This is a genomic window from Pseudomonas sp. Pseusp18, from assembly GCF_059506005.1.
This window is the reverse complement of record NZ_CP169240.1, coordinates 675,219-693,125: the sequence shown is the minus strand read 5'-3', so window position 1 is coordinate 693,125 and position 17,907 is coordinate 675,219. Positions and strand designations below refer to the sequence as shown.

The 17,907-nt window shown below is 60.1% G+C and carries 20 protein-coding genes; 7 read left to right on the top strand and 13 right to left on the bottom strand.

The features are described from left to right. The first annotated feature begins 33 nt into the window (after positions 1-33). Complete coding sequence (locus ACEN9A_RS02960; protein WP_404942596.1) at positions 34-897, top strand: methyl-accepting chemotaxis protein; 864 nt, start codon at positions 34-36, stop codon at positions 895-897. A gap of 142 nt (positions 898-1,039) precedes the next feature. On the opposite strand, the gene ACEN9A_RS02955 is transcribed toward ACEN9A_RS02960, so the two are convergent. The 9 genes from ACEN9A_RS02955 to mdaB all read right to left on the bottom strand — a co-directional run bounded on the left by ACEN9A_RS02955 (position 1,040) and on the right by mdaB (position 9,962). Then, a complete protein-coding gene (locus ACEN9A_RS02955) occupies positions 1,040-1,264 on the bottom strand; it encodes a FitA-like ribbon-helix-helix domain-containing protein (RefSeq protein WP_258672321.1) in 225 nt (74 codons plus the stop codon). A gap of 67 nt (positions 1,265-1,331) precedes the next feature. After that, positions 1,332-1,730, bottom strand: a complete 399-nt coding sequence (locus ACEN9A_RS02950; protein WP_258674133.1) for a VOC family protein — start codon at positions 1,728-1,730, stop codon at positions 1,332-1,334. A gap of 132 nt (positions 1,731-1,862) precedes the next feature. Further along, positions 1,863-3,320, bottom strand: coding sequence for an N-acyl-D-amino-acid deacylase family protein (locus ACEN9A_RS02945; protein WP_258672320.1), 1,458 nt, complete (start codon positions 3,318-3,320; stop codon positions 1,863-1,865). A gap of 1 nt (position 3,321) precedes the next feature. After that, positions 3,322-4,182, bottom strand: a complete 861-nt coding sequence (locus ACEN9A_RS02940; protein ID WP_258672319.1) for a MurR/RpiR family transcriptional regulator — start codon at positions 4,180-4,182, stop codon at positions 3,322-3,324. Between the two features lie 15 nt (positions 4,183-4,197). After that, positions 4,198-5,547: a GntT/GntP/DsdX family permease gene (locus ACEN9A_RS02935; protein ID WP_258672318.1), complete on the bottom strand. Its 1,350-nt coding sequence runs from the start codon at positions 5,545-5,547 to the stop codon at positions 4,198-4,200. Positions 5,548-5,798: 251 nt separating this feature from the next. Continuing rightward, the gene (locus tag ACEN9A_RS02930; RefSeq protein ID WP_413387715.1) at positions 5,799-6,533 is read right to left on the bottom strand and encodes a hypothetical protein; all 735 of its coding nucleotides are present in this window, start codon (positions 6,531-6,533) and stop codon (positions 5,799-5,801) included. A gap of 139 nt (positions 6,534-6,672) precedes the next feature. Beyond that, positions 6,673-8,118, bottom strand: coding sequence for a SulP family inorganic anion transporter (locus tag ACEN9A_RS02925; RefSeq protein ID WP_258672315.1), 1,446 nt, complete (start codon positions 8,116-8,118; stop codon positions 6,673-6,675). Positions 8,119-8,232: 114 nt separating this feature from the next. Beyond that, complete coding sequence (locus tag ACEN9A_RS02920; RefSeq protein ID WP_018929425.1) at positions 8,233-9,144, bottom strand: LysR family transcriptional regulator; 912 nt, start codon at positions 9,142-9,144, stop codon at positions 8,233-8,235. A gap of 227 nt (positions 9,145-9,371) precedes the next feature. Then, entirely contained in the window at positions 9,372-9,962 is a 591-nt protein-coding gene (gene mdaB / locus ACEN9A_RS02915) for an NADPH:quinone oxidoreductase MdaB (RefSeq protein ID WP_019651022.1), read from the bottom strand. A 159-nt stretch (positions 9,963-10,121) separates the two neighbouring features. On the opposite strand from mdaB, the gene ACEN9A_RS02910 reads away from it, so the two are divergent. Continuing rightward, the gene (locus ACEN9A_RS02910) at positions 10,122-10,436 is read left to right on the top strand and encodes a putative quinol monooxygenase (protein ID WP_018929423.1); all 315 of its coding nucleotides are present in this window, start codon (positions 10,122-10,124) and stop codon (positions 10,434-10,436) included. On the opposite strand, the gene ACEN9A_RS02905 is transcribed toward ACEN9A_RS02910, so the two are convergent. Then, on the bottom strand, positions 10,426-11,190 hold the full coding sequence (locus ACEN9A_RS02905; RefSeq protein ID WP_258672314.1) for a sulfite exporter TauE/SafE family protein: 765 nt from the start codon (positions 11,188-11,190) through the stop codon (positions 10,426-10,428). The genes ACEN9A_RS02910 and ACEN9A_RS02905 overlap by 11 nt on opposite strands. 200 nt (positions 11,191-11,390) lie before the next feature. Here ACEN9A_RS02905 and ACEN9A_RS02900 point away from each other — a divergent pair, with 200 nt between their 5' ends. The 4 genes from ACEN9A_RS02900 to ACEN9A_RS02885 all read left to right on the top strand — a co-directional run bounded on the left by ACEN9A_RS02900 (position 11,391) and on the right by ACEN9A_RS02885 (position 13,784). After that, complete coding sequence (locus ACEN9A_RS02900) at positions 11,391-12,275, top strand: LysR family transcriptional regulator (RefSeq protein ID WP_258672313.1); 885 nt, start codon at positions 11,391-11,393, stop codon at positions 12,273-12,275. Between the two features lie 45 nt (positions 12,276-12,320). Further along, a complete protein-coding gene (locus tag ACEN9A_RS02895) occupies positions 12,321-12,896 on the top strand; it encodes an NAD(P)H-dependent oxidoreductase (RefSeq protein WP_258672312.1) in 576 nt (191 codons plus the stop codon). Positions 12,897-12,944: 48 nt separating this feature from the next. Then, complete coding sequence (locus ACEN9A_RS02890) at positions 12,945-13,316, top strand: MerR family transcriptional regulator (RefSeq protein ID WP_258672311.1); 372 nt, start codon at positions 12,945-12,947, stop codon at positions 13,314-13,316. Positions 13,317-13,439: 123 nt separating this feature from the next. Next, on the top strand, positions 13,440-13,784 hold the full coding sequence (locus ACEN9A_RS02885; protein WP_007900627.1) for a cupin domain-containing protein: 345 nt from the start codon (positions 13,440-13,442) through the stop codon (positions 13,782-13,784). 94 nt (positions 13,785-13,878) lie between these two features. Here the strand turns inward: ACEN9A_RS02885 and mmsB are convergent, their stop codons facing one another. Then, positions 13,879-14,766, bottom strand: coding sequence for a 3-hydroxyisobutyrate dehydrogenase (mmsB, locus tag ACEN9A_RS02880; RefSeq protein WP_019582621.1), 888 nt, complete (start codon positions 14,764-14,766; stop codon positions 13,879-13,881). Positions 14,767-14,776: 10 nt separating this feature from the next. Continuing rightward, positions 14,777-16,294 (bottom strand): CoA-acylating methylmalonate-semialdehyde dehydrogenase, encoded by a 1,518-nt coding sequence (locus ACEN9A_RS02875; protein WP_007933394.1) that lies wholly within the window; start codon positions 16,292-16,294, stop codon positions 14,777-14,779. A gap of 163 nt (positions 16,295-16,457) precedes the next feature. Here ACEN9A_RS02875 and ACEN9A_RS02870 point away from each other — a divergent pair, with 163 nt between their 5' ends. Further along, complete coding sequence (locus tag ACEN9A_RS02870) at positions 16,458-17,405, top strand: LysR family transcriptional regulator (RefSeq protein WP_258672309.1); 948 nt, start codon at positions 16,458-16,460, stop codon at positions 17,403-17,405. On the opposite strand, the gene yfiB is transcribed toward ACEN9A_RS02870, so the two are convergent. After that, complete coding sequence (gene yfiB / locus ACEN9A_RS02865) at positions 17,402-17,905, bottom strand: outer membrane lipoprotein YfiB (RefSeq protein ID WP_258672307.1); 504 nt, start codon at positions 17,903-17,905, stop codon at positions 17,402-17,404. The genes ACEN9A_RS02870 and yfiB overlap by 4 nt on opposite strands. Positions 17,906-17,907 lie beyond the last annotated feature (2 nt).

Genomic DNA, 17,907 nt, shown 5'->3' with positions numbered 1-17,907 from the left:
GAACTCGGCGTGTTGCAGCAAGGCATTGCGCGCATGGGCGTGACCCTGCGGGACTTGATCAGTGGCATCCGTGACGGCGTCACTCAGATCGCCAGCGCCGCCGAAGAACTGTCGGCCGTGACCGAACAGACCAGCGCCGGTGTGAACAGCCAAAAAGTGGAAACCGATCAGGTCGCCACCGCCATGCACGAAATGACAGCCACCGTGCAGGAAGTCGCGCGCAACGCCGAAGAAGCCTCCCAAGCCGCAGCCGCCGCTGACGGTGAAGCTCGCGAAGGTGACAAAGTGGTCAACGAAGCCATCGCCCAGATCGAGCGCCTGGCCAGCGAAGTGGTGCGTTCCACTGAAGCGATGAGCGTACTGCAGCAGGAAAGCGACAAGATCGGCAGCGTCATGGATGTGATCAAAGCCGTGGCCGAGCAGACCAATCTGCTGGCCCTCAACGCTGCCATCGAAGCGGCCCGTGCCGGTGAGGCTGGTCGTGGTTTTGCGGTGGTGGCTGACGAAGTTCGTGGCCTGGCCCAACGCACGCAAAAATCCACCGAGGAAATCGAAGGCCTGGTGGCCGGCTTGCAGAACGGCACTCAACAAGTGGCGGCGGTGATGAACAACAGCCGCACCCTGACCGACAGCAGCGTGGCGCTGACTCGCAAGGCCGGCGTATCACTGGAAAACATCACCCGCACGGTGTCCAACATTCAGTCAATGAACCAGCAGATCGCTGCCGCCGCCGAGCAACAAAGCGCCGTGGCCGAGGAGATCAGCCGCAGCATCATCAACGTACGCGACGTGTCCGAACAGACCGCCACCGCCAGCGACGAAACCGCTGCGTCCAGTGTCGAGCTGGCGCGGTTGGGCAATCAGTTGCAGATGATGGTGAGTCACTTCCGGGTTTGATATTCACTTTGCGGTGAATGAAAGATCCATTCGCGGGCAAGCCTCGCTCCTACAGGTTACTCACTGAACCTGTGGGAGCGGGCTTGCCCGCGAATGCTTTTGAACAGACACAAGTTATTTCGGGTTAGCCCTTGCTTCGCATTCACTGCCCACTCTTGCGATGTGGCAGATCCAACACGATCCCGCCACTAGTTTTGAATCGGTTGTTGATTCGTGTCCCCAATCCATGAGCACCATCCATCTGATCGAGAGCGCGCCTCAGAATCAAGCGAGCCTCTTCCTCCATGGACCTGCCATTGCTGCGCGCGTTGTTGCGCAATTGCTCATAAATCTGCGGGTCAAGATTGCCAATGGTAAGGCTGGCCATAAGCGCCCTCTGTGCTCGCTGAATTGATCGGACGACACTATCACGGGTTAAGCTTTTTCCTGCTGCCTCAAACACTAATCGCATTGGTAAACACCAACCGATTGCCAAACGGATCGGCCACGGTCATGTCCTGACTGCCCCATGGCATCGCCTGGATTTGTGGGTGCGCAAACTTATATTCCTTGGCCAGCAATTGCTGCTGGAACGCCTCCAGCTCATCGGTCTCGATGCGCAGGGCCGAGCCCGTTGTCGCGTCGCCATGGTGTTCGGAGAGGTGCAGCACGCATTCGCCACGGGAGATTTGCAGGTACAGCGGGAGGTTCGCCTCGAAGCGGTGCTGCCAATCAATCTTGAACCCCAGAAACTCGACGTAGAACTCCAAAGCCTTGGTTTCATCGAAAATCCGCAGGATCGGGGTGGTTTTGCCGAAACTCATGGGGGTAACTCCCTGACTGAATGAGCCCAGTGTGGCTGGGCTGGATGTCAGCGCTTCGGCTTGGCGACGGCTTTCTTTAACTGCAATGTGCCACCATGAGACCTGGGTCAAAAGATCGTCCGAACGCGGCCCGAACCTTTGGCAGCGTCTACGAAGGCGCGATCAATGAAACCCTTTACGCAAATCCCCCTCCCGCGCCAGAAATCGCCCTTCCCTTCTGCCGTTCGCCTGCCCGTCGCGATAACTCAAGACTCCGTTGATCCACACTCCATCAATCCCTTGCGCCGCCCGTTGCGGATCGTTGAAGTTGGCCACATCGCGAATCGTCGCCGGATCGAACAACACCAGATCCGCCCAATACCCTTCACGAATCTCGCCACGTTCCTTCAAGCCAAAGCGTGCCGCCGACAACCCGGTCATCTTGTGCACGGCGGTATGCAGCGGAAACAGGCCGACGTCGCGACTGAAATGTCCGAGCACTCGTGGGAATGCGCCCCACAAGCGTGGATGCGGAAACGGGTCTTCCGGCAAGCCGTCGGAGCCGATCATCGACAGCGGATGCGCGAGGATGCTTCGTACATCGGCCTCGTCCATGCCGTAATACACCGCCCCCGCCGGTTGCAGTCGGCGGGCGGCTTCAAGTAGCGCAGTGCCCCACTCGGCGACGATGTCCATCAGATCCCGCCCCCCCATTTCCGGGTGCGGCGTGGACCAGGTGATGGTGATGCGATGGGCGTCGGTGACTTGCTTGAGGTCCAGCGTCGAAGAACTCGCCGCGTAGGGATAACAATCGCAAGCTACCGGATGAGATTTCGCAGCCTCCTCAAGCGAGGCCAGCAGTTGCGGACTACGGCCCCAGTTACCGGCGCCGGCACATTTGAGGTGGGAAATGATCACCGGCGACTGTGCGTGACGTCCGATGCGGAACGCCTCGTCCATGGCCTCCAGCACCGGTTCGAATTCACTGCGTAAATGCGTGGTGTAAACCGCGCCGAATGCCGTCAACTCTTCGGTCAGTTGCATCACCTCTTCGGTGGAAGCCGAGAAGGCGCTGGCGTAGGCCAGGCCTGTGGATAAACCCAAGGCACCGGCCTCAAGGCTGTCGCGCAGTTGCTCGCGCATCGCGCTGATTTCATCGGCGGTCGCGGTGCGATACAGGTCGTCCAGGTGATTGCTGCGCAACGCGGTGTGCCCCACCAGCGCGGCCACGTTCAGCGTGGTATTGGCCGCTTCGACGGCGGCGCGATAGTCGCTGAAGCGCGGATACACAAACGCAGCGGCGGTGCCGAGCAGGTTCATCGGGTCCGGTGGATCACCGCGCAAACTCACCGGCGATGCGCTGATCCCGCAATTGCCGACGATCACCGTGGTCACGCCCTGGCTGAGTTTTGGCAGCATCTGTGGCTGGCGGATCACCACCGTATCGTCATGGGTGTGCACGTCGATGAAACCTGGGGCCAATACTCTTCCGGCAGCATCGATTTCGTCGGTGGCGCGAGCGTCGTGCAAGTTGCCGATTCGCTCGATGCGTCCATTCAGAATCGCCAAGTCAGCGGGGTAACCGGGGGTGTTGCTGCCATCGATAATCAGCGCATTGCGGATCAGCGTGTCGTACGTCATGTCAGTCTCCCAGCGGCAAGTGATCGTCGCCGCCGCGGTAGTCGTCCAGGGCCAGTTTGATCCGCCGCAGACGTTCTTGATTGTCTTCAGGACTGGCCAGCGCCAGCTCGGTGGCGAGCACGTCGATGGCCAGCAACATGCCGTAGCGCGCCGCCGTGGGTTTGTAGATAAACGAGGTCTCGGCGCTTTGCAGCGGCAACAGCACATCGGCCAGTTGCGCCAATGGCGAGTCGGCACGGGTGATGGCGAGAATTCGTGCGCCGTAGCTGCGCGCCAGCTCCACTGCTTCGAGCAGTTCGGGCGTGATACCGGTTAGCGAGCAGGCGATGAGCGCGTGTTCGGCGCCGAGGCTGGCGGCGGTGACGCGCATCATCACCGGGTCGTGGCACACCGCAATCGGGTAGCCGAGGCGCACCAGCCGCACTTGCAGTTCATCGCTGCACAGGGTCGAGCAGCCGCCCATGCCGAAGGCGTGAATCATCCGTGCCTTGCCCAACAGTTTCACCGCATCGGCGAAGCGCGACTCATCGAACGCCGCCAGGTGCTGGCGCAAGGTCGACTCGATATCGCCGACAATCTGCCCGTAGAACGCCGACTGTTCGGGCGTGCCCGCCGGGTCGAGAAAGCGGCTGCCGACACCGCTGGCCTGGGCCAGTTGCAGGCGCAAATCCCGCAAGTCGCGGCAACCGACTGTGCGGGCGAATCGCGACAATGTGGCGGTGCTGACTTCCGCTCGCTGCGCCAGTTCATCGAGGCTGGCGGATGCGGAAAATCCTACGTCGTCGAGCATCAGCCGAGCGATACGTCCTTCACCGGCACTGAAGGATTCCTGACGAGCGCGGATCTGATAGAGGATGTCCATGGCGGATGGCTCCGACTAAAGCAGGTGAGAAAGGCCAACGGTCAGGCCGAAGGCGACCACCGAGATCAGCGTCTCGAGCACTGTCCAGGTCTTGAAGGTCTGGGTGACGGTCATGTTGAAGTATTCCTTGATCAACCAGAAACCGCCGTCGTTGACGTGGGAAAAGATAACCGACCCCGCCCCCGTCGCCAGCACCAACAACTCCGGATGCGGATAACCCAGACCAATGGCCACCGGCGCGACAATCCCCGAAGCGGTGGTCATGGCCACGGTGGCGGAACCGGTGGCGATGCGCATCAACGCGGCGAACAGCCAACCCATCAACAGCGGCGACAACTGGAATTCATCGGCCAGGCTGACGATCTGATTGGTGACGCCAGCGTCCACCAGAATCCGATTCAAGCCACCACCGGCACCAACCAGCAAGGTGATGCTGGCGGTCGGCGCCAGGCATTCATTGGTGAACTTGAGGATCGACTCGCGATTGAAGCCCTGGGCCAGGCCGAGGGTCCAGAAACTCAGCAAGGTCGCCAGCAGCAAGGCGATCACCGAGTTGCCGATGAACAGCAGGAACTGATTGAAACCGCTACCCGGCGTGGAGATCAGGTTGGCCCAGCCGCCGATCAACATCAGCACCACCGGCAACAGAATGGTGGCCATGGTGACACCAAAACCCGGCAGGCTATCGCGCGGCTCACGCTCCAGGAACTGGCGTTCCAGGGGGTTATCGGCCGGCAGTTGAATGCGCGGCACGATGAATTTGGCGTATAGGGGACCGGCGATAATCGCGGTCGGAATACCGATCAGAATCGCGTAGAGCAAGGTCTGCCCCACCGACGCCTGATAGACCTGCACCGCCAGCATCGCCGCCGGGTGCGGCGGTACCAGCGCGTGGACCACCGAAAGCCCCGCAACCATCGGCAAACCGACCATCAGAATGGACACGCCCACCCGCCGCGCCACGGTAAACGCGATCGGCACCAGCAAGACAAAACCGACCTCGAAGAACAGCGGCAGCCCTACAAGAAAGGCGATACACACCATCGCCCAGTGGGCATTTTTCTCGCCGAAACGGTCGATCAAGGTGCGTGCCACCCGCTCCGCACCGCCGGACTCGGCCATCATCTTGCCGAGCATCGTGCCCAGCGCCACCACCAGCGCAATGTGCCCCAGCGTCTTGCCAACCCCGGCCTCATACGCCCCCACCACACCCGACGGCGGCATCCCCGCCAACAGCGCCAGGCCGATAGACACCAGGGTGATCACAATGAAGGGATTGATCCGGTAACGGGCGATCAGAACGATCAGCGCAATGATGGCGATGGCGGCGTAAACCAACAGCCAATAGCCGAAGGAAAGCGTCATGCGGTACTCCTCGAAAGGGTCACGTCGAATGGGTTGTGAAACTCATAAATCATTTCGACGAGATACTTTCAAACTAAGTGAAAGTAATTTTCGTGGAGGGGTAAGGGATGTCGTGCAGAGGTATGGGAGATCGCGGGTTATGAAAATCGGATAGCGGAATTTTCATCCCTCTGCGTGAGAACAATCGGCGTAGAGGGATGATAGTTCCACTATCGAGGCAGGCTTGACTCTGCTGTATCGAGATCAAGTCATCAGAGATTGCGCGATAGCGCCCTGCGTACGCTATCACTGTTCAGCCTAGGGCTTTCAGGCTCGGCAGGGGATTGCGTCGGTGCAGGACTTTCGACCTGGACAGAGATTTCGGTCTGGACCGGGCTTTCAACTTGAACAGGGCTTGGCGCCTGACCGCGACTGGCGACTCGATTGTCCAGGGTCTCGATGTAGGCGTTCAAATCGCTAATCAGCAGTTTCTTGCGCTGGGCGCCCCGATACCACGCGTAGAAAAAATAGCCCGCCGCCGCCAGGAAGCCTAGCCCGGCCGTAGCAAGACCGGCGATGCACAATCCAAGCACGATCAGCACTGTCTTCCAGTTAAAGGGCGACAGCTCCAGTTCGGTATTCAGTGCACTCGCGTCACGCAGTACCCAGCGTTTGGACGCTGTGTGGTTCTGCAAAATGGTGTGCAGAGGCGAACCATCCTTTTTCAAGGCACTGATCAAAGAGATTTCCTGACCTGTGCGCAAAGGAATGTCCATGCCGCGCAGCTTTACATCGTGCTCGATACCGTCCGGGGTTTTGACCCAGATCTCATGATTGATAATTGAAACAGAACTGATGCGCACAGGCGTCACATCACCGTCGTTACCGTTCACCTGAACGCCGCCCGTGGATGTCACACGGGTCTCGCTGATTTTTTCGCTGCTCACCACTTCACCGCTCAAGACAGTGAAAGAAACGGTTTTATCGCCATGGGTAAAGTTGTGCATTTCGATTCCTTGATAGACCCACGTCGATCGACGCGCAGGAGAAAGATCCGTATGCAGCGGATGCTACTAAGTAGCCATCACACTGTCCATAATTCGCCACCACTCGTGACACAGAGCACAGGAACGACCCCCATCGATGTCAGTCGTGATGCTCGCTGGCGCGTTTGAGCAGTTTCTTGCAGCGATCGGACAAGTGCAGTACGCGTAGCTGCTTGCCAGCCTTGGTGTAGCGCTCGCGCAACGTCTTCAGTGCGGCGATGGCCGAGTAATCAACGAAGCTCAAGTGGCGACAGTCGACGGTGACCACAGACGGATCATTGGCGGGATCGAACTGGTTGAGAAAAGGCGTCGTCGAGGCAAAGAACAACGTGCCGTGCAGGAGGTAGAGCTTGCTGCCGTCGGCTTCAACGTGACTGTCGGCATACAGCTCGCGAGCGTGTTGCCAGGCAAAGTTGAGCGCCGCAATGATGATCCCGCACAACACAGCGATGGCCAGATCGGTGAACACGGTAATCACCGTGACCGCGATGATCACCAAGACATCGTTCAGCGGCACCTTGTTCAGTACCCGCAATGAAGCCCAGGCGAACGTCTGCTGCGACACCACGAACATCACCCCAACCAATGCGGCCAGCGGAATGCGCTCGATCAGCGGCGAAAGGAACAGCACAAACAGCAGGATCATCCCCCCGGCCACCGCACCGGACAGCCGACCGCGACCGCCGGAGCTGAGGTTGATCACGGTTTGCCCGATCATCGCGCAGCCACCCATGCCGCCGAACACACCAGAAACCATGTTGGCAGCGCCCAAGGCCACGCACTCGCGATCCGGATAGCCACGGCTCTCGGTGATCTCGTCGGTGAGGTTCAGGGTCAGCAGGGTTTCCAGCAAGCCGACCACCGCCATCAATATCGCGTAAGGGACGATGATGCGCAGGGTTTCCGGGCTCCAGGAGATGTCTGGCAGCGCAAAACCCGGCAAGCCACCAGCAATGTGCGCCATGTCGCCCAGGGTGCGGGTCGGCAGGCCGAGCAGGTAAACCGCCAGCCCAACGCCCAGAATCGCCACCAGCGCCGGCGGCACGGCCCGCGTCAGGCGCGGCATCAGGTAAACGATGGCCATCGTCAGCGCCACCAGCCCGATCATCATGTACAGCGGCGCCCCACTCAACCAGGCCTCACCGCTCTTGAAGTGCTCCAACTGGGCCAGCGCAATGACAATCGCCAGACCGTTGACGAAGCCGAGCATCACCGGATGCGGCACCATGCGCACCAGCTTGCCCAACCTCAACAGACCAAACGCCAACATGATCAGCCCGCCCAGCAACACCGTCGCCAGCAAGTACTGGACACCGTGCTGCACCACCAGCGCGACGATCACCACCGCCATCGAGCCGGCGGCACCAGACACCATCCCCGGCCGTCCGCCGAAGAGCGCAGTCAGGGTGCAGATGATGAAAGCGCCGTAAAGCCCCATCAATGGATTGAGGTGGGCCACCAGCGCGAAAGCGATACATTCGGGGAGCAGGGCGAAAGAGGTGGTGAGTCCGGCCAGGACATCGGCGCGCAGACGTTTGGGTTTCATGGCTTACCTAAAAATACAGGCGGGAAAAGAGGGACGCGGATGTTACGGAATTGACGGCGGGCGGGCCAGTGAATGGGTGGCCTGCTCGCAATGAACGATCACGCGGTCTGCAAATCAGCCCCTGAAATCGGCAATCGCATAAGCCGCCAATTTGCCCTGAATAAAGTCCAGAAAGCACTGGATCCGTAGGGCCAGTTGCGAGTTGCGGTAGTACACCGCGTTGATGGGTTGGCGATAACCGCTGTTGAACTCCGCCAGCAGCACCTGCAAGCGACCGGCGCGGATGTCGTCGATGGTCATGAAGTGCGACAGGCAGGCAATGCCTTGACCGGCCAGCGCCAGGTGCCTGATCGTCTCGCCACTCGACGCACTGATCGACGCTTGAATCGGCCAGCGGTCACCATGGACATAGCGCAGTGGCCATTGGTTGAGACCTTCATTATGGGTAAAGCCCAGCAGCGTGTGCTCGCTCAAATCCTCGACAGCGCTCGGTACGCCGTGTTGTTCCAGATACGCTGTGCTTGCGACGATGTGCAGCGGGCTGCAACCCAGGGAGCGGGCGTGCAGGGTCGAGTCGGCCAGCGTGCCGATGCGGATGGCGATGTCGGTGCTTTGTTCGAGCAGGTCGATGATCAAATCGTTGCTGTTGAGTTCGAGCTGGATGTCCGGGTAGAGACGGCGGAACTCATCGATGTACGGCACGATGGCGTGCAGCATGAACGGCGACGCGGCGTTGATCCGCAGTCGCCCGGACGGGGTTTGCTGGCGTGAGGACAGACGCTCTTCGAGCTCGTCCATCTGATCGAGAATCAGCTTGGCGTGCTCGAAGAAATATTTGCCCTCTTCGGTCAGGTCCATGCGCCGGGTGGTGCGATTGATCAGCGTGGTATCGAGCTTGGCCTCCAGCCGCGACAGCGTGCGGCTGACCGCCGACGGCGTTTGCCCGACTTGCTCAGCCGCAGCCGAAATCGACCCGCACTCAATCACGCAGACGAAAATCTGCAACTCATCGGATCTGGCTTTCACGTGTGTCCCTTATCGATAGTCCTGCACCGTTCTACTGTGGAGGGGCTTGTGTGGCGAGGGGGCTTGCCCCCGTTGGGGCGCAAAGCGGACCTAAAACCTGCAAACGCGTTGACTCAGGCAGTCCGCGATTACCAATATTACGACGGCTTCGCCGCCGAACGGGGGCAAGCCCCCTCGCCACACAAGCTCCCTCGCCATAGGTTCAGACTTTCGATAGTAGCCGAGCGTCATGCCTTAAGGCCAAACACCTCGGTCAAGTGCTGCTCATAACGCGCCACATCCGCTTCGATATTCGGGCGCTTCATCACATCGACGCACAAAAAGGTCGGCAAACCGGTCATGCCGAGGAAGGTGTTGGCCTTGTGAAACGGCAGGTACACCGCGTCCACGCCCTTGGCTTCGAAGAAGTCGGTCGAGTCGTCGAAGGCTTGCTGCGGGGCGTTCCAGGTCACCGACAGCATGTACTTTTTACCGTGCAACAAGCCGCCGCTGCCGTACTTCTGCGACGCGTCGGAGCGCGTGCGACCGTCGCTGGCGTAGAGGCTGCCATGGCCTGCAGTGAAAACTTCATCGACGTACTTCTTGACCGTCCAGGGCGCGCCCATCCACCAGCCGGGCATCTGATAAATGATCACATCGGCCCAGAGGAATTTGGCGACTTCCTCGGCGACGTCGTAGCCCTCGTCGATGAACGTGGTTCTCACATCCACACCACCGCGATCCAGCACGCTCAACGCTGCTTCGTGCAGCGTCGTGTTGTAGCGACCATCGGAGTGGGCAAATTTTTTGCCGCCATTGAGCAACAGGACTTTTTTCATGAGAAATCTCGCAAGGTTGGAATCGATGGCGGCAGCCTAACGATCAGCCTCGCGCGGAATAAGCGCTCCATCCGCAAAATTCATTTGACCTATACGCACGAATCCACAAGCGATTGTTGCCATAAACTTGCGCCGATTCTGACTGTTTAGGAGATTCTGATGAGCGAGCTGCAAGGCTTCATCCTGCACGCCAAGACCCGCCCGGAAAAAGCCGAGGCCTTCGAAGCGTTCTTCCGTGCCTATGTCGAACCGAGTCGCGCCGAACCCGGTTGCATCGAGTACCACATGCTGCGCGACAAGCAGGACCCGACGCTGTTTATCTTCTACGAGATCTGGCAATCCCAGGCCCATCTGGACGTGCACTCGAACCTGCCCCATATGAAGCAGTTCCTCGACATGCGCATGGAATATCTGGAGCAGGATTTCGATATCCGCCCGATCGAGATGCTCAGCACATCGTCCGCTAGCCGCTGATCAGCAAGTGGCCGCCGAGCACGCCGAGGCCGATGAAGAACACGCGCTTGAACAACACGGCGCTGATCCGCAGGCGTAGCCATTGCCCCAGCAACATGCCGAGCACCGCCGGGATCAGCGTCAGCAGCGACGCGCTCAACTCGCCACCGCCGAGGGCACCGCGCCATGACAGGCCGGCGGCCAACGCGAGAGTCGAGACAGTGAACGACAGGCCCAGCGCCTGCACCAGTTCATCCTTGTTCAAGCCCAGCGCTTGCAGATAAGGCACCGCCGGAATCACGAAGACACCGGTGGCCGAGGTGATCACGCCCGTCAGCACACCGCAGAGCGGACCGAGCCAACGCTCGGTGCGACCGCCGACGCGCAAGGTCGGCAGGAACAACCCGCTCAAGGCGTAAATCAACAGCGCCGCCCCCAGCCCCCGTACCACCCAATGTCCACCGGCCATGCCGATCCACACTGTGCCGGCACCAGTGCCAATGAAAATCGCCAGCAGCATCGGCCATAACCGGTTGAGCAACCCGCGCAAATGACCGCCGAATGCCAGTTGCCAGACGTTGGTCAGCGTCGCGGGAATGATCAACAACGCCGCAGCCTGCGACGGCGCCATAGCCAGGCCGAGCAGGCCCATGGCAATGGTCGGCAGACCAAGGCCGATCACACCTTTGATCATCCCGGCCAGCAGGAAGGTGGCGATAACCAATAAAGACAGGGCCAAGCCCAGATTTTGATAAAACGCGGCAAGTGTATTCATGGGGCTATCGTGGCCCCTGAAGGGCGCCTTGAAAATCTGCCATATACTGAGGCTGCCTCTTGCTTACCAAGAGGCAATGATCGTTCCCACGCTCTACGTGGGAATGCAGCCCGTGACGCTCCGCGTCACTTGCCGAAGCGGACGCAGAGCGTCCAGCGAGGCATTCCCACGCAGAGCGTGGGAACGATCCGGGATTCTGTATGCACTTCGACCTCACCGACCTGCGCCTCTACTTGAATATCCTCGACACCGGCAACATCACCGCCGGTGCCGCCCGCAGCCATTTGTCGCTGGCGGCGGCGAGTGCACGAGTCCGCGCGATGGAAGCCTCACTGGGCATCGAGTTTCTTGAGCGAGGTCGCCGCGGTGTCAGCCCCACTCCGGCCGGCAAGGCGCTGGCGCAGCACGCCCGGGTCCTGCTGCAACAGGCCGAGCGCATGCAGCAGGACCTGGTCGAATACGCCAAAGGCGTCAAAGGCCAAGTGCGGTTGCTGTGCAATACCACTGCGATCACCGAGTACCTGCCGGAATTGCTGGCGGACTTTCTGCGCGACCATCCGAACCTCGACATCGACCTGCAGGAGCTGCCCAGTACACGCATCACCCACGCCTTGCGCCAGGGCGCAGCAGACCTGGGGATCGTGTCCGACGCCGTGGATACCGACGGCCTGCAAACCCGCTATTTCCGCGACGATCCGCTGGTGCTGATCCTGCCGCGTGATCACCCCTTGGCCGACACCGGACCGCTAAATTTCAGCGCTACTTTGCACCACGATTACGTCGGCCTGAACGCCAACAGCGCCTTGGCCATTTACCTGGAAGAACAGGCCCTGCACAGCGGCTTGCGGATGCAGGTCCGCATCCGCGCCGATGGTTTCGATGGCGTGATGCGCATGGTTGCCCGGGGGGCCGGGCTGGCGATCGTGCCCTTGGCGGCGGTGGAACGCTGGCCGGCTGAAACGCCGTTCAAAAACGTCGCACTGGAAGAGCCGTGGGCTCGCCGCAAACTATTGCTGTGCGCCCGGGACTTCACCGTACTGCCCGGTTATGCCCAGGCCTTGCTGAACGCCTTGACTCTCCCCTGAGGGGCAGACTTTACCCTTGAGGTTTCATCTTCAGGGACCGCTACGGTGAGCAAACGAATTCTGGTGATTCTCGGTCATCCTTCGAGCAACAGTTTCTGCGGCGCACTGGCCGAACGCTACGCACAATCGGCGCTGCGTGCCGGGCATGAGGTGCGCCAGCTATGGCTGGGCACTATGAGCTTCGACCCGGTGCTACGTGAAGGTTATCAACAGGTGCAGCCGCTGGAGGCCGACCTGCGCCGCGCTCAGGCGGACATTCTGTGGGCCGAACACCTGACCCTGGTCTACCCGATCTGGTGGGGAGGCGTACCGGCGTTGCTCAAGGGCTTTTTCGATCGGGTGTTCCTGCCGGGTTTCGCCTTCAAGTACCGCGAAGGCAAAGCCTTCCCCGACAAACTCCTGCGCGGTCGCAGCGCGCATCTGCTGGTGACCATGGACACGCCCCCCTGGTATTACCGCTGGATCTACCGCATGCCCGGGCTGCACCAGATACGTAAAACCACCCTCGCCTTCTGCGGCATCGAACCCCGTCGCACACTCACGTTCGGCCCGATTCTCGGCGCAAGCGAGGGTCAGCGTGAGGCCTGGTTACGGCAAGCCCAGGCTATCGCCAGTCACTGAGTGTGCCGATAATGCGCCGGGTGTTACCACCGCGAAAAGGGACTTTTCATGTACATCGGCCAAGCCGCACAACGCTCCGGGACGACAATCAAGAGCATCCGTCATTACGAGTCGATCGGCTTGCTGCCTGCCGCTCAGCGACAAGGCAAATACCGTGTCTATGACCAACAAAGCGTCGACCTGCTGATCCTCATCAAGTGCGCTCAACAGTTGGGTTTCAGGCTCAAGGAATTACAGGCGATCTTTACCGGGCATCAAGGCCGGGCGATGCCCTGGTCATTGGCGCAGCAGGCCATCGATGCCAAGAAGCGTGAAATCAGCGAGAAGATCGCTGCACTCAGGCACCAACACGAGCAATTGGTCGAGTTCGAGAGCACCTTCCTGCAGGCCCGAATCGATTGTCCGCTGGAAAGTCTTTGAGGGTAGCGCGCGTTTCTGGACAGCTCGATGTCGAATACAGACAACTGAGCGGAGCATGGGCGCTATAGGGTGCGACTTCAGTTCTTCAGTACCACTTTCTATATTCCAAGGCCCGGAGTCCACATGACCGCACCGATTACCGTTCTTCGCGACACTCACCCGTTGCCCGTACTCGACGCCTGCAAATGGGAAAAGCTCGAAGGCGATCCGCACACCGTCAACCTCAACGCGTACACCAGCGAAGATGGCAGCAAGATCATGGGCACCTGGATCTGCACGCCGGGCAAGTGGTATGTGGAATACGTGAAGTGGGAATACTGCCACTTCCAGGAAGGCTACTGCATCATCACCCCGGAAGGCATGGCGCCGATCCACCTGCGCGCCGGTGACATTTTCGTCATCGAACCGGGCATGAAAGGCACGTGGGAAGTGGTTGAAACCGTGCGTAAGTATTTCGTGTTTGCCTGATACAAAAAACCGAGCGACCACCCGACGTGGTCTCTCGGTAAAGAGGCATGCATGAATCCTGTGGCGAGGGGGCTTGCTCCCTCGCCACAAACGCTTATTGGGGTTTGCGATAGCTGTTGATGATCGCCGAGAAGTCCTTGCCCCCTTCCCCACGCAGGCTCATCGCCTGATACAACTGCTGGGCCACCGCGCCGAGCACGACCGGTTGGTGCGCCTGACGTGCCGCCTCAGTGGCCAGCCCCAGATCCTTGAGCATCAGTTCAGCACCGAAACCGCCGGTATAACCGCGCGAGGCCGGCGCCGTTTCGACGATGCCCGGCCACGGGTTGTACATCTCCGAACTCCAGCAGCGCCCGGTTGAACTGTTGATGACGCCCGCCAGCACCGTTGTGTCGATACCCAGGGCGCTGCCCAGCGCCATGGCTTCGCTGACACCAACCATGGAAATCCCCAGCAGCAGGTTGTTGCAGATCTTGGCGATTTGCCCGGTGCCGACTTCGCCGCAATGGACGATGTTGCGGCCCATCTGCGCCAGCACCGGTTGCAGAGTGGCGAACAGTTCAGGCGTGGCGCCGACCATGAAGGTCAGCGTCCCGGCCGCTGCACCGCCAGTGCCACCGGAAACCGGGGCATCGGCCATGGCCACGTCCTGCTTTGCGGCCGCCGCGGCAACATCTCGCGCCGTCTGCGGATCGATGGTGCTGCAATCCACCGCTGGCACGCCTTTGGCGATTCCCGCCAGCACGCCGTCTTCCCCCAGCCAGACGCTGCGCACATGGGCCGCGGCCGGCAGCATGGTGATCACCAGTTGCGCGTCTTTCGATGCTTCCTTCGGTGAAGTGCTGATGGTGCCGCCGAGTTGAGCCAGTTCGGCCAGCACGGTTTGATTGAGATCAAACAGGTTCAGCGAATGGCCGGCCTTGATCAGGTTGCGCGCCATCGGCGCGCCCATGTTGCCGAGACCGATAAAAGCAATTTTCATGTCCGGCTCCTTAACGCAAGTGGATGGTGGTGTTCACACCGTGGTTGATGCTGTCGTCATCGAACCAACGCGCGGTGACGGTCTTGGTTTGAGTGTAGAACTGCACCACTTGCTTGCCATACGGACCGAGGTCGCCAAGTTTGGAACCACGGGAACCGGTGAAGCTGAAGAACGGCACCGGCACCGGAATCGGGATGTTGATGCCGACCTGGCCAACGTCGATTTCCGTCTGGAATTTGCGCGCCGCCGCACCACTCTGGGTGAACAGACCCGTGCCGTTGCCGAACGGGTTGGCGTTGACCAGGGCGATGGCCTCATCGAGGGTGTCGACTTCCAGCACTACCAGCACTGGGCCAAAAATTTCCTGGGTGTAGATCTGCATCTCAGGGGTGACGCCAGAGAACAGGGTCGGGCCGACAAAGTTGCCCTGTTCGTAGCCCGGAACAGTGATGTCGCGACCGTCCAGTTCCAGCTTGGCGCCTTCCTTGATCCCGCTTTCGATCAGGTCGAGAATCCGCGCCTTGGCTCGTTTGGAAATCACCGGACCCACATCAGTGCCTGGCTCGCTGCCGGCATTGACCTTGAGTTTCTGCGCCAGCGCCTTGAGATCCGGCAGCCATTGTTTGGCCGCGCCCACCAGCACCACCACCGAGGTGGCCATGCAGCGCTGCCCGGCCGCACCGAAACCGGCGCCGACCAGTGCATTGAGCGCTTGCTCGCGATTGGCATCGGGCAGCACTACGGCGTGGTTCTTGGCGCCCATCATCGATTGCACGCGCTTGCCGTGTTTGCCGGCCAGATCGTAGACATGCGTGCCGACCGCGGTCGAGCCGACGAACGAAACAGCCTTGATGTCCTTGTGGGTGCAAAGCGCATCGACCACATCCTTGCCACCATGAACGACGTTGAGCACACCCGGCGGAATGCCGGCTTCAATCGCCAGTTCCACCAACAGCATGGTCGACATCGGATCCTGCTCGGAAGGCTTGAGCACGAAGGTGTTGCCGCAGGCGATGGCCATCGGGAACATCCACAGCGGAATCATCGCCGGGAAGTTGAACGGGGTAATACCGGCGCAGACGCCGATCGGCTGACGCAGGGTGTAGGTATCGACACCGCCAGCGACGTTCTCGGCGAACTCGCCCATTTGCAGGCTGCCAATGGAGCAAGCGTGCTCGACCACTTCCAGGCCACGGAAGATATCGCCTTCAGCATCGGCGATGGTTTTGCCCTGCTCATTGCTGAGTACCACGGCAATACGCTTGGAGTGCTCGCGAATCAGCGCTTGAAGCTTGAGCATGATGCGCATCCGCGCGCCGATTGGCGTCAGCTTCCAGGTCTGAAAGGCACGATGAGCAGCGCTGATGGCGGCATCGACTTCAGCAGCGGTCGCGAAGGGGACTTTGGCCAGCACTTGCTGGGTCGCCGGATTGACGATGTCGTGCCATTCGGTGGTCTGGGATTCGACCCACTCGCCATCGATCAATAACTTGACCTTTTGTACGGTGGTTTCTAGCGATGCGTTCATGTCGGGTCTCCGGGACGTTGTTCTTATTTAGAGAGCTATCTTGGGAGCCAAGGCGAGAAAGTCGCCTTGAGATGAGGCGTGTGTCGCGATTTGGTTGTCGGACTGTTTTTGGAGTATAGATGTGCAAACTTCTAATAAGAACGCACATAAAAGCCGGTCCATCATGCAAAAAAACATCACGTCTTTAGGCTCGTTGAACTGGGATGACCTCAAGTTTTTCCTCGAGGTTGCCCGCACACGCAAGGCCAGCACCGCGGCCAAACGCCTGGCGGTGGACTACACCACCGTGTCGCGGCGCATAAGTTCGCTCGAGGCCTCGTTGGGCACGCTGTTGTTCGAGAAGTCCCGCACCAGCGGTTTCGTCCTGACCGCTGAAGGCCAGCGTCTGCTGGGTTATGCCGAGTCGATCGAAAGCACCCTGCACATGGCCTGCGAGCAGGTTTCGGGCTCAGGCGTCGCGCTGTCCGGGCATGTGCGCATGGGCTGTACCGAAGGGTTCGGCAGCTTTTTCATCACCCCGCAATTGAGCCATTTCGTCGACGCCTACCCGGCGATCTCGGTGGACATCCTGCCACTGCCGCACTTCATCAGCCTGTCCAAGCGCGAGGCAGACATCGTCATTGCGCTGGAGCGACCCGAACACGGCCCTTATGTCTGCTGCAAACTCTGTGACTATCGATTGCAGCTGTACGCGACCCAGGATTATCTGGACAAGCACCCACCGATCCGCCGCCCGGCAGATTTGAGCAAGCATCAATTCATCAGTTATGTGGACGATCTGGCGTTCAGCTCGGAGCTGCTGTACCTGGCAAATGTGCTGCCCGGTGCCAGTGCCAATCTGCGCAGCACCAGTGTGATCGCGCAGTTCGTGGCGGCGCAGCAAGGACGGTCACTGGCGATTCTGCCGTGCTTCCTGGCGGCTCAGGACCCGCGGTTGCTGCCAGTGTTGCCGCAAGAAATCACCATCACCCGGCAGTTCTGGATGTACTGCCGGGAGGACCTGCGCAAGCTCAAGCGGATCACGTTGTTGTGGGACTACATCCGTACCGTCACCGAGCAGAATCATGCGCTGTTGATGGGGGAAAGCCGGGAGATGGTGTTCGCCGATTAATCGGCACTCACCACGATCGACACCCGGCGGTTCTCGGTGCGCCCGGCCGCGGTGGCGTTGGAGGCGACGGGCTTGCTGCTGCCCAGGCCGCGTAGCTGGATGTTTTGTTCTTTTATGCCGACAGCGGCCAAGACATCGCCGACGCTTTTCGCGCGACGCAGGGAAAGCTGTTCGTTATAGGACTCTTTGCCCGAGGCATCGGTGTGACCATCGACCCGCACGCGCTCGATTCCCACACTCAACAATGCCTTGCCAATACGCTCGACGATCTCGGTACTGCTGGGGTTGAGGTGTTCGACATCACTGCCGAACAGCACTTTGTCGGACAGGCCGAACGACCAGCCATCGTCAGTCATCTCGAAACCTTGCTGCTTGAGCACAGCGATCTGCTCCGGGGTCAGTCCTTTCTGCGGTGTCGTCTGGCAACCGGTCAATGCCAGCAGGGTCATGAATAAGGTCATCGTAAAAAATCGCAGAGAACGCTGAGTGAATGTGAACACAG

Coding starts and splice junctions, on each gene's coding strand:
- ACEN9A_RS02960 (WP_404942596.1), top strand. CDS start 34: ATGGGCGTGACCCTGCGGGACTTGATCAGTGGCATCCGTGACGGCGTC.
- ACEN9A_RS02955 (WP_258672321.1), bottom strand. CDS start 1,264: ATGGCCAGCCTTACCATTGGCAATCTTGACCCGCAGATTTATGAGCAA.
- ACEN9A_RS02945 (WP_258672320.1), bottom strand. CDS start 3,320: ATGACGTACGACACGCTGATCCGCAATGCGCTGATTATCGATGGCAGC.
- ACEN9A_RS02940 (WP_258672319.1), bottom strand. CDS start 4,182: ATGGACATCCTCTATCAGATCCGCGCTCGTCAGGAATCCTTCAGTGCC.
- ACEN9A_RS02935 (WP_258672318.1), bottom strand. CDS start 5,547: ATGACGCTTTCCTTCGGCTATTGGCTGTTGGTTTACGCCGCCATCGCC.
- ACEN9A_RS02930 (WP_413387715.1), bottom strand. CDS start 6,533: ATGCACAACTTTACCCATGGCGATAAAACCGTTTCTTTCACTGTCTTG.
- ACEN9A_RS02925 (WP_258672315.1), bottom strand. CDS start 8,118: ATGAAACCCAAACGTCTGCGCGCCGATGTCCTGGCCGGACTCACCACC.
- mdaB (WP_019651022.1), bottom strand. CDS start 9,962: ATGAAAAAAGTCCTGTTGCTCAATGGCGGCAAAAAATTTGCCCACTCC.
- ACEN9A_RS02910 (WP_018929423.1), top strand. CDS start 10,122: ATGAGCGAGCTGCAAGGCTTCATCCTGCACGCCAAGACCCGCCCGGAA.
- ACEN9A_RS02905 (WP_258672314.1), bottom strand. CDS start 11,190: ATGAATACACTTGCCGCGTTTTATCAAAATCTGGGCTTGGCCCTGTCT.
- ACEN9A_RS02900 (WP_258672313.1), top strand. CDS start 11,391: ATGCACTTCGACCTCACCGACCTGCGCCTCTACTTGAATATCCTCGAC.
- ACEN9A_RS02890 (WP_258672311.1), top strand. CDS start 12,945: ATGTACATCGGCCAAGCCGCACAACGCTCCGGGACGACAATCAAGAGC.
- ACEN9A_RS02885 (WP_007900627.1), top strand. CDS start 13,440: ATGACCGCACCGATTACCGTTCTTCGCGACACTCACCCGTTGCCCGTA.
- mmsB (WP_019582621.1), bottom strand. CDS start 14,766: ATGAAAATTGCTTTTATCGGTCTCGGCAACATGGGCGCGCCGATGGCG.
- ACEN9A_RS02875 (WP_007933394.1), bottom strand. CDS start 16,294: ATGAACGCATCGCTAGAAACCACCGTACAAAAGGTCAAGTTATTGATC.
- ACEN9A_RS02870 (WP_258672309.1), top strand. CDS start 16,458: ATGCAAAAAAACATCACGTCTTTAGGCTCGTTGAACTGGGATGACCTC.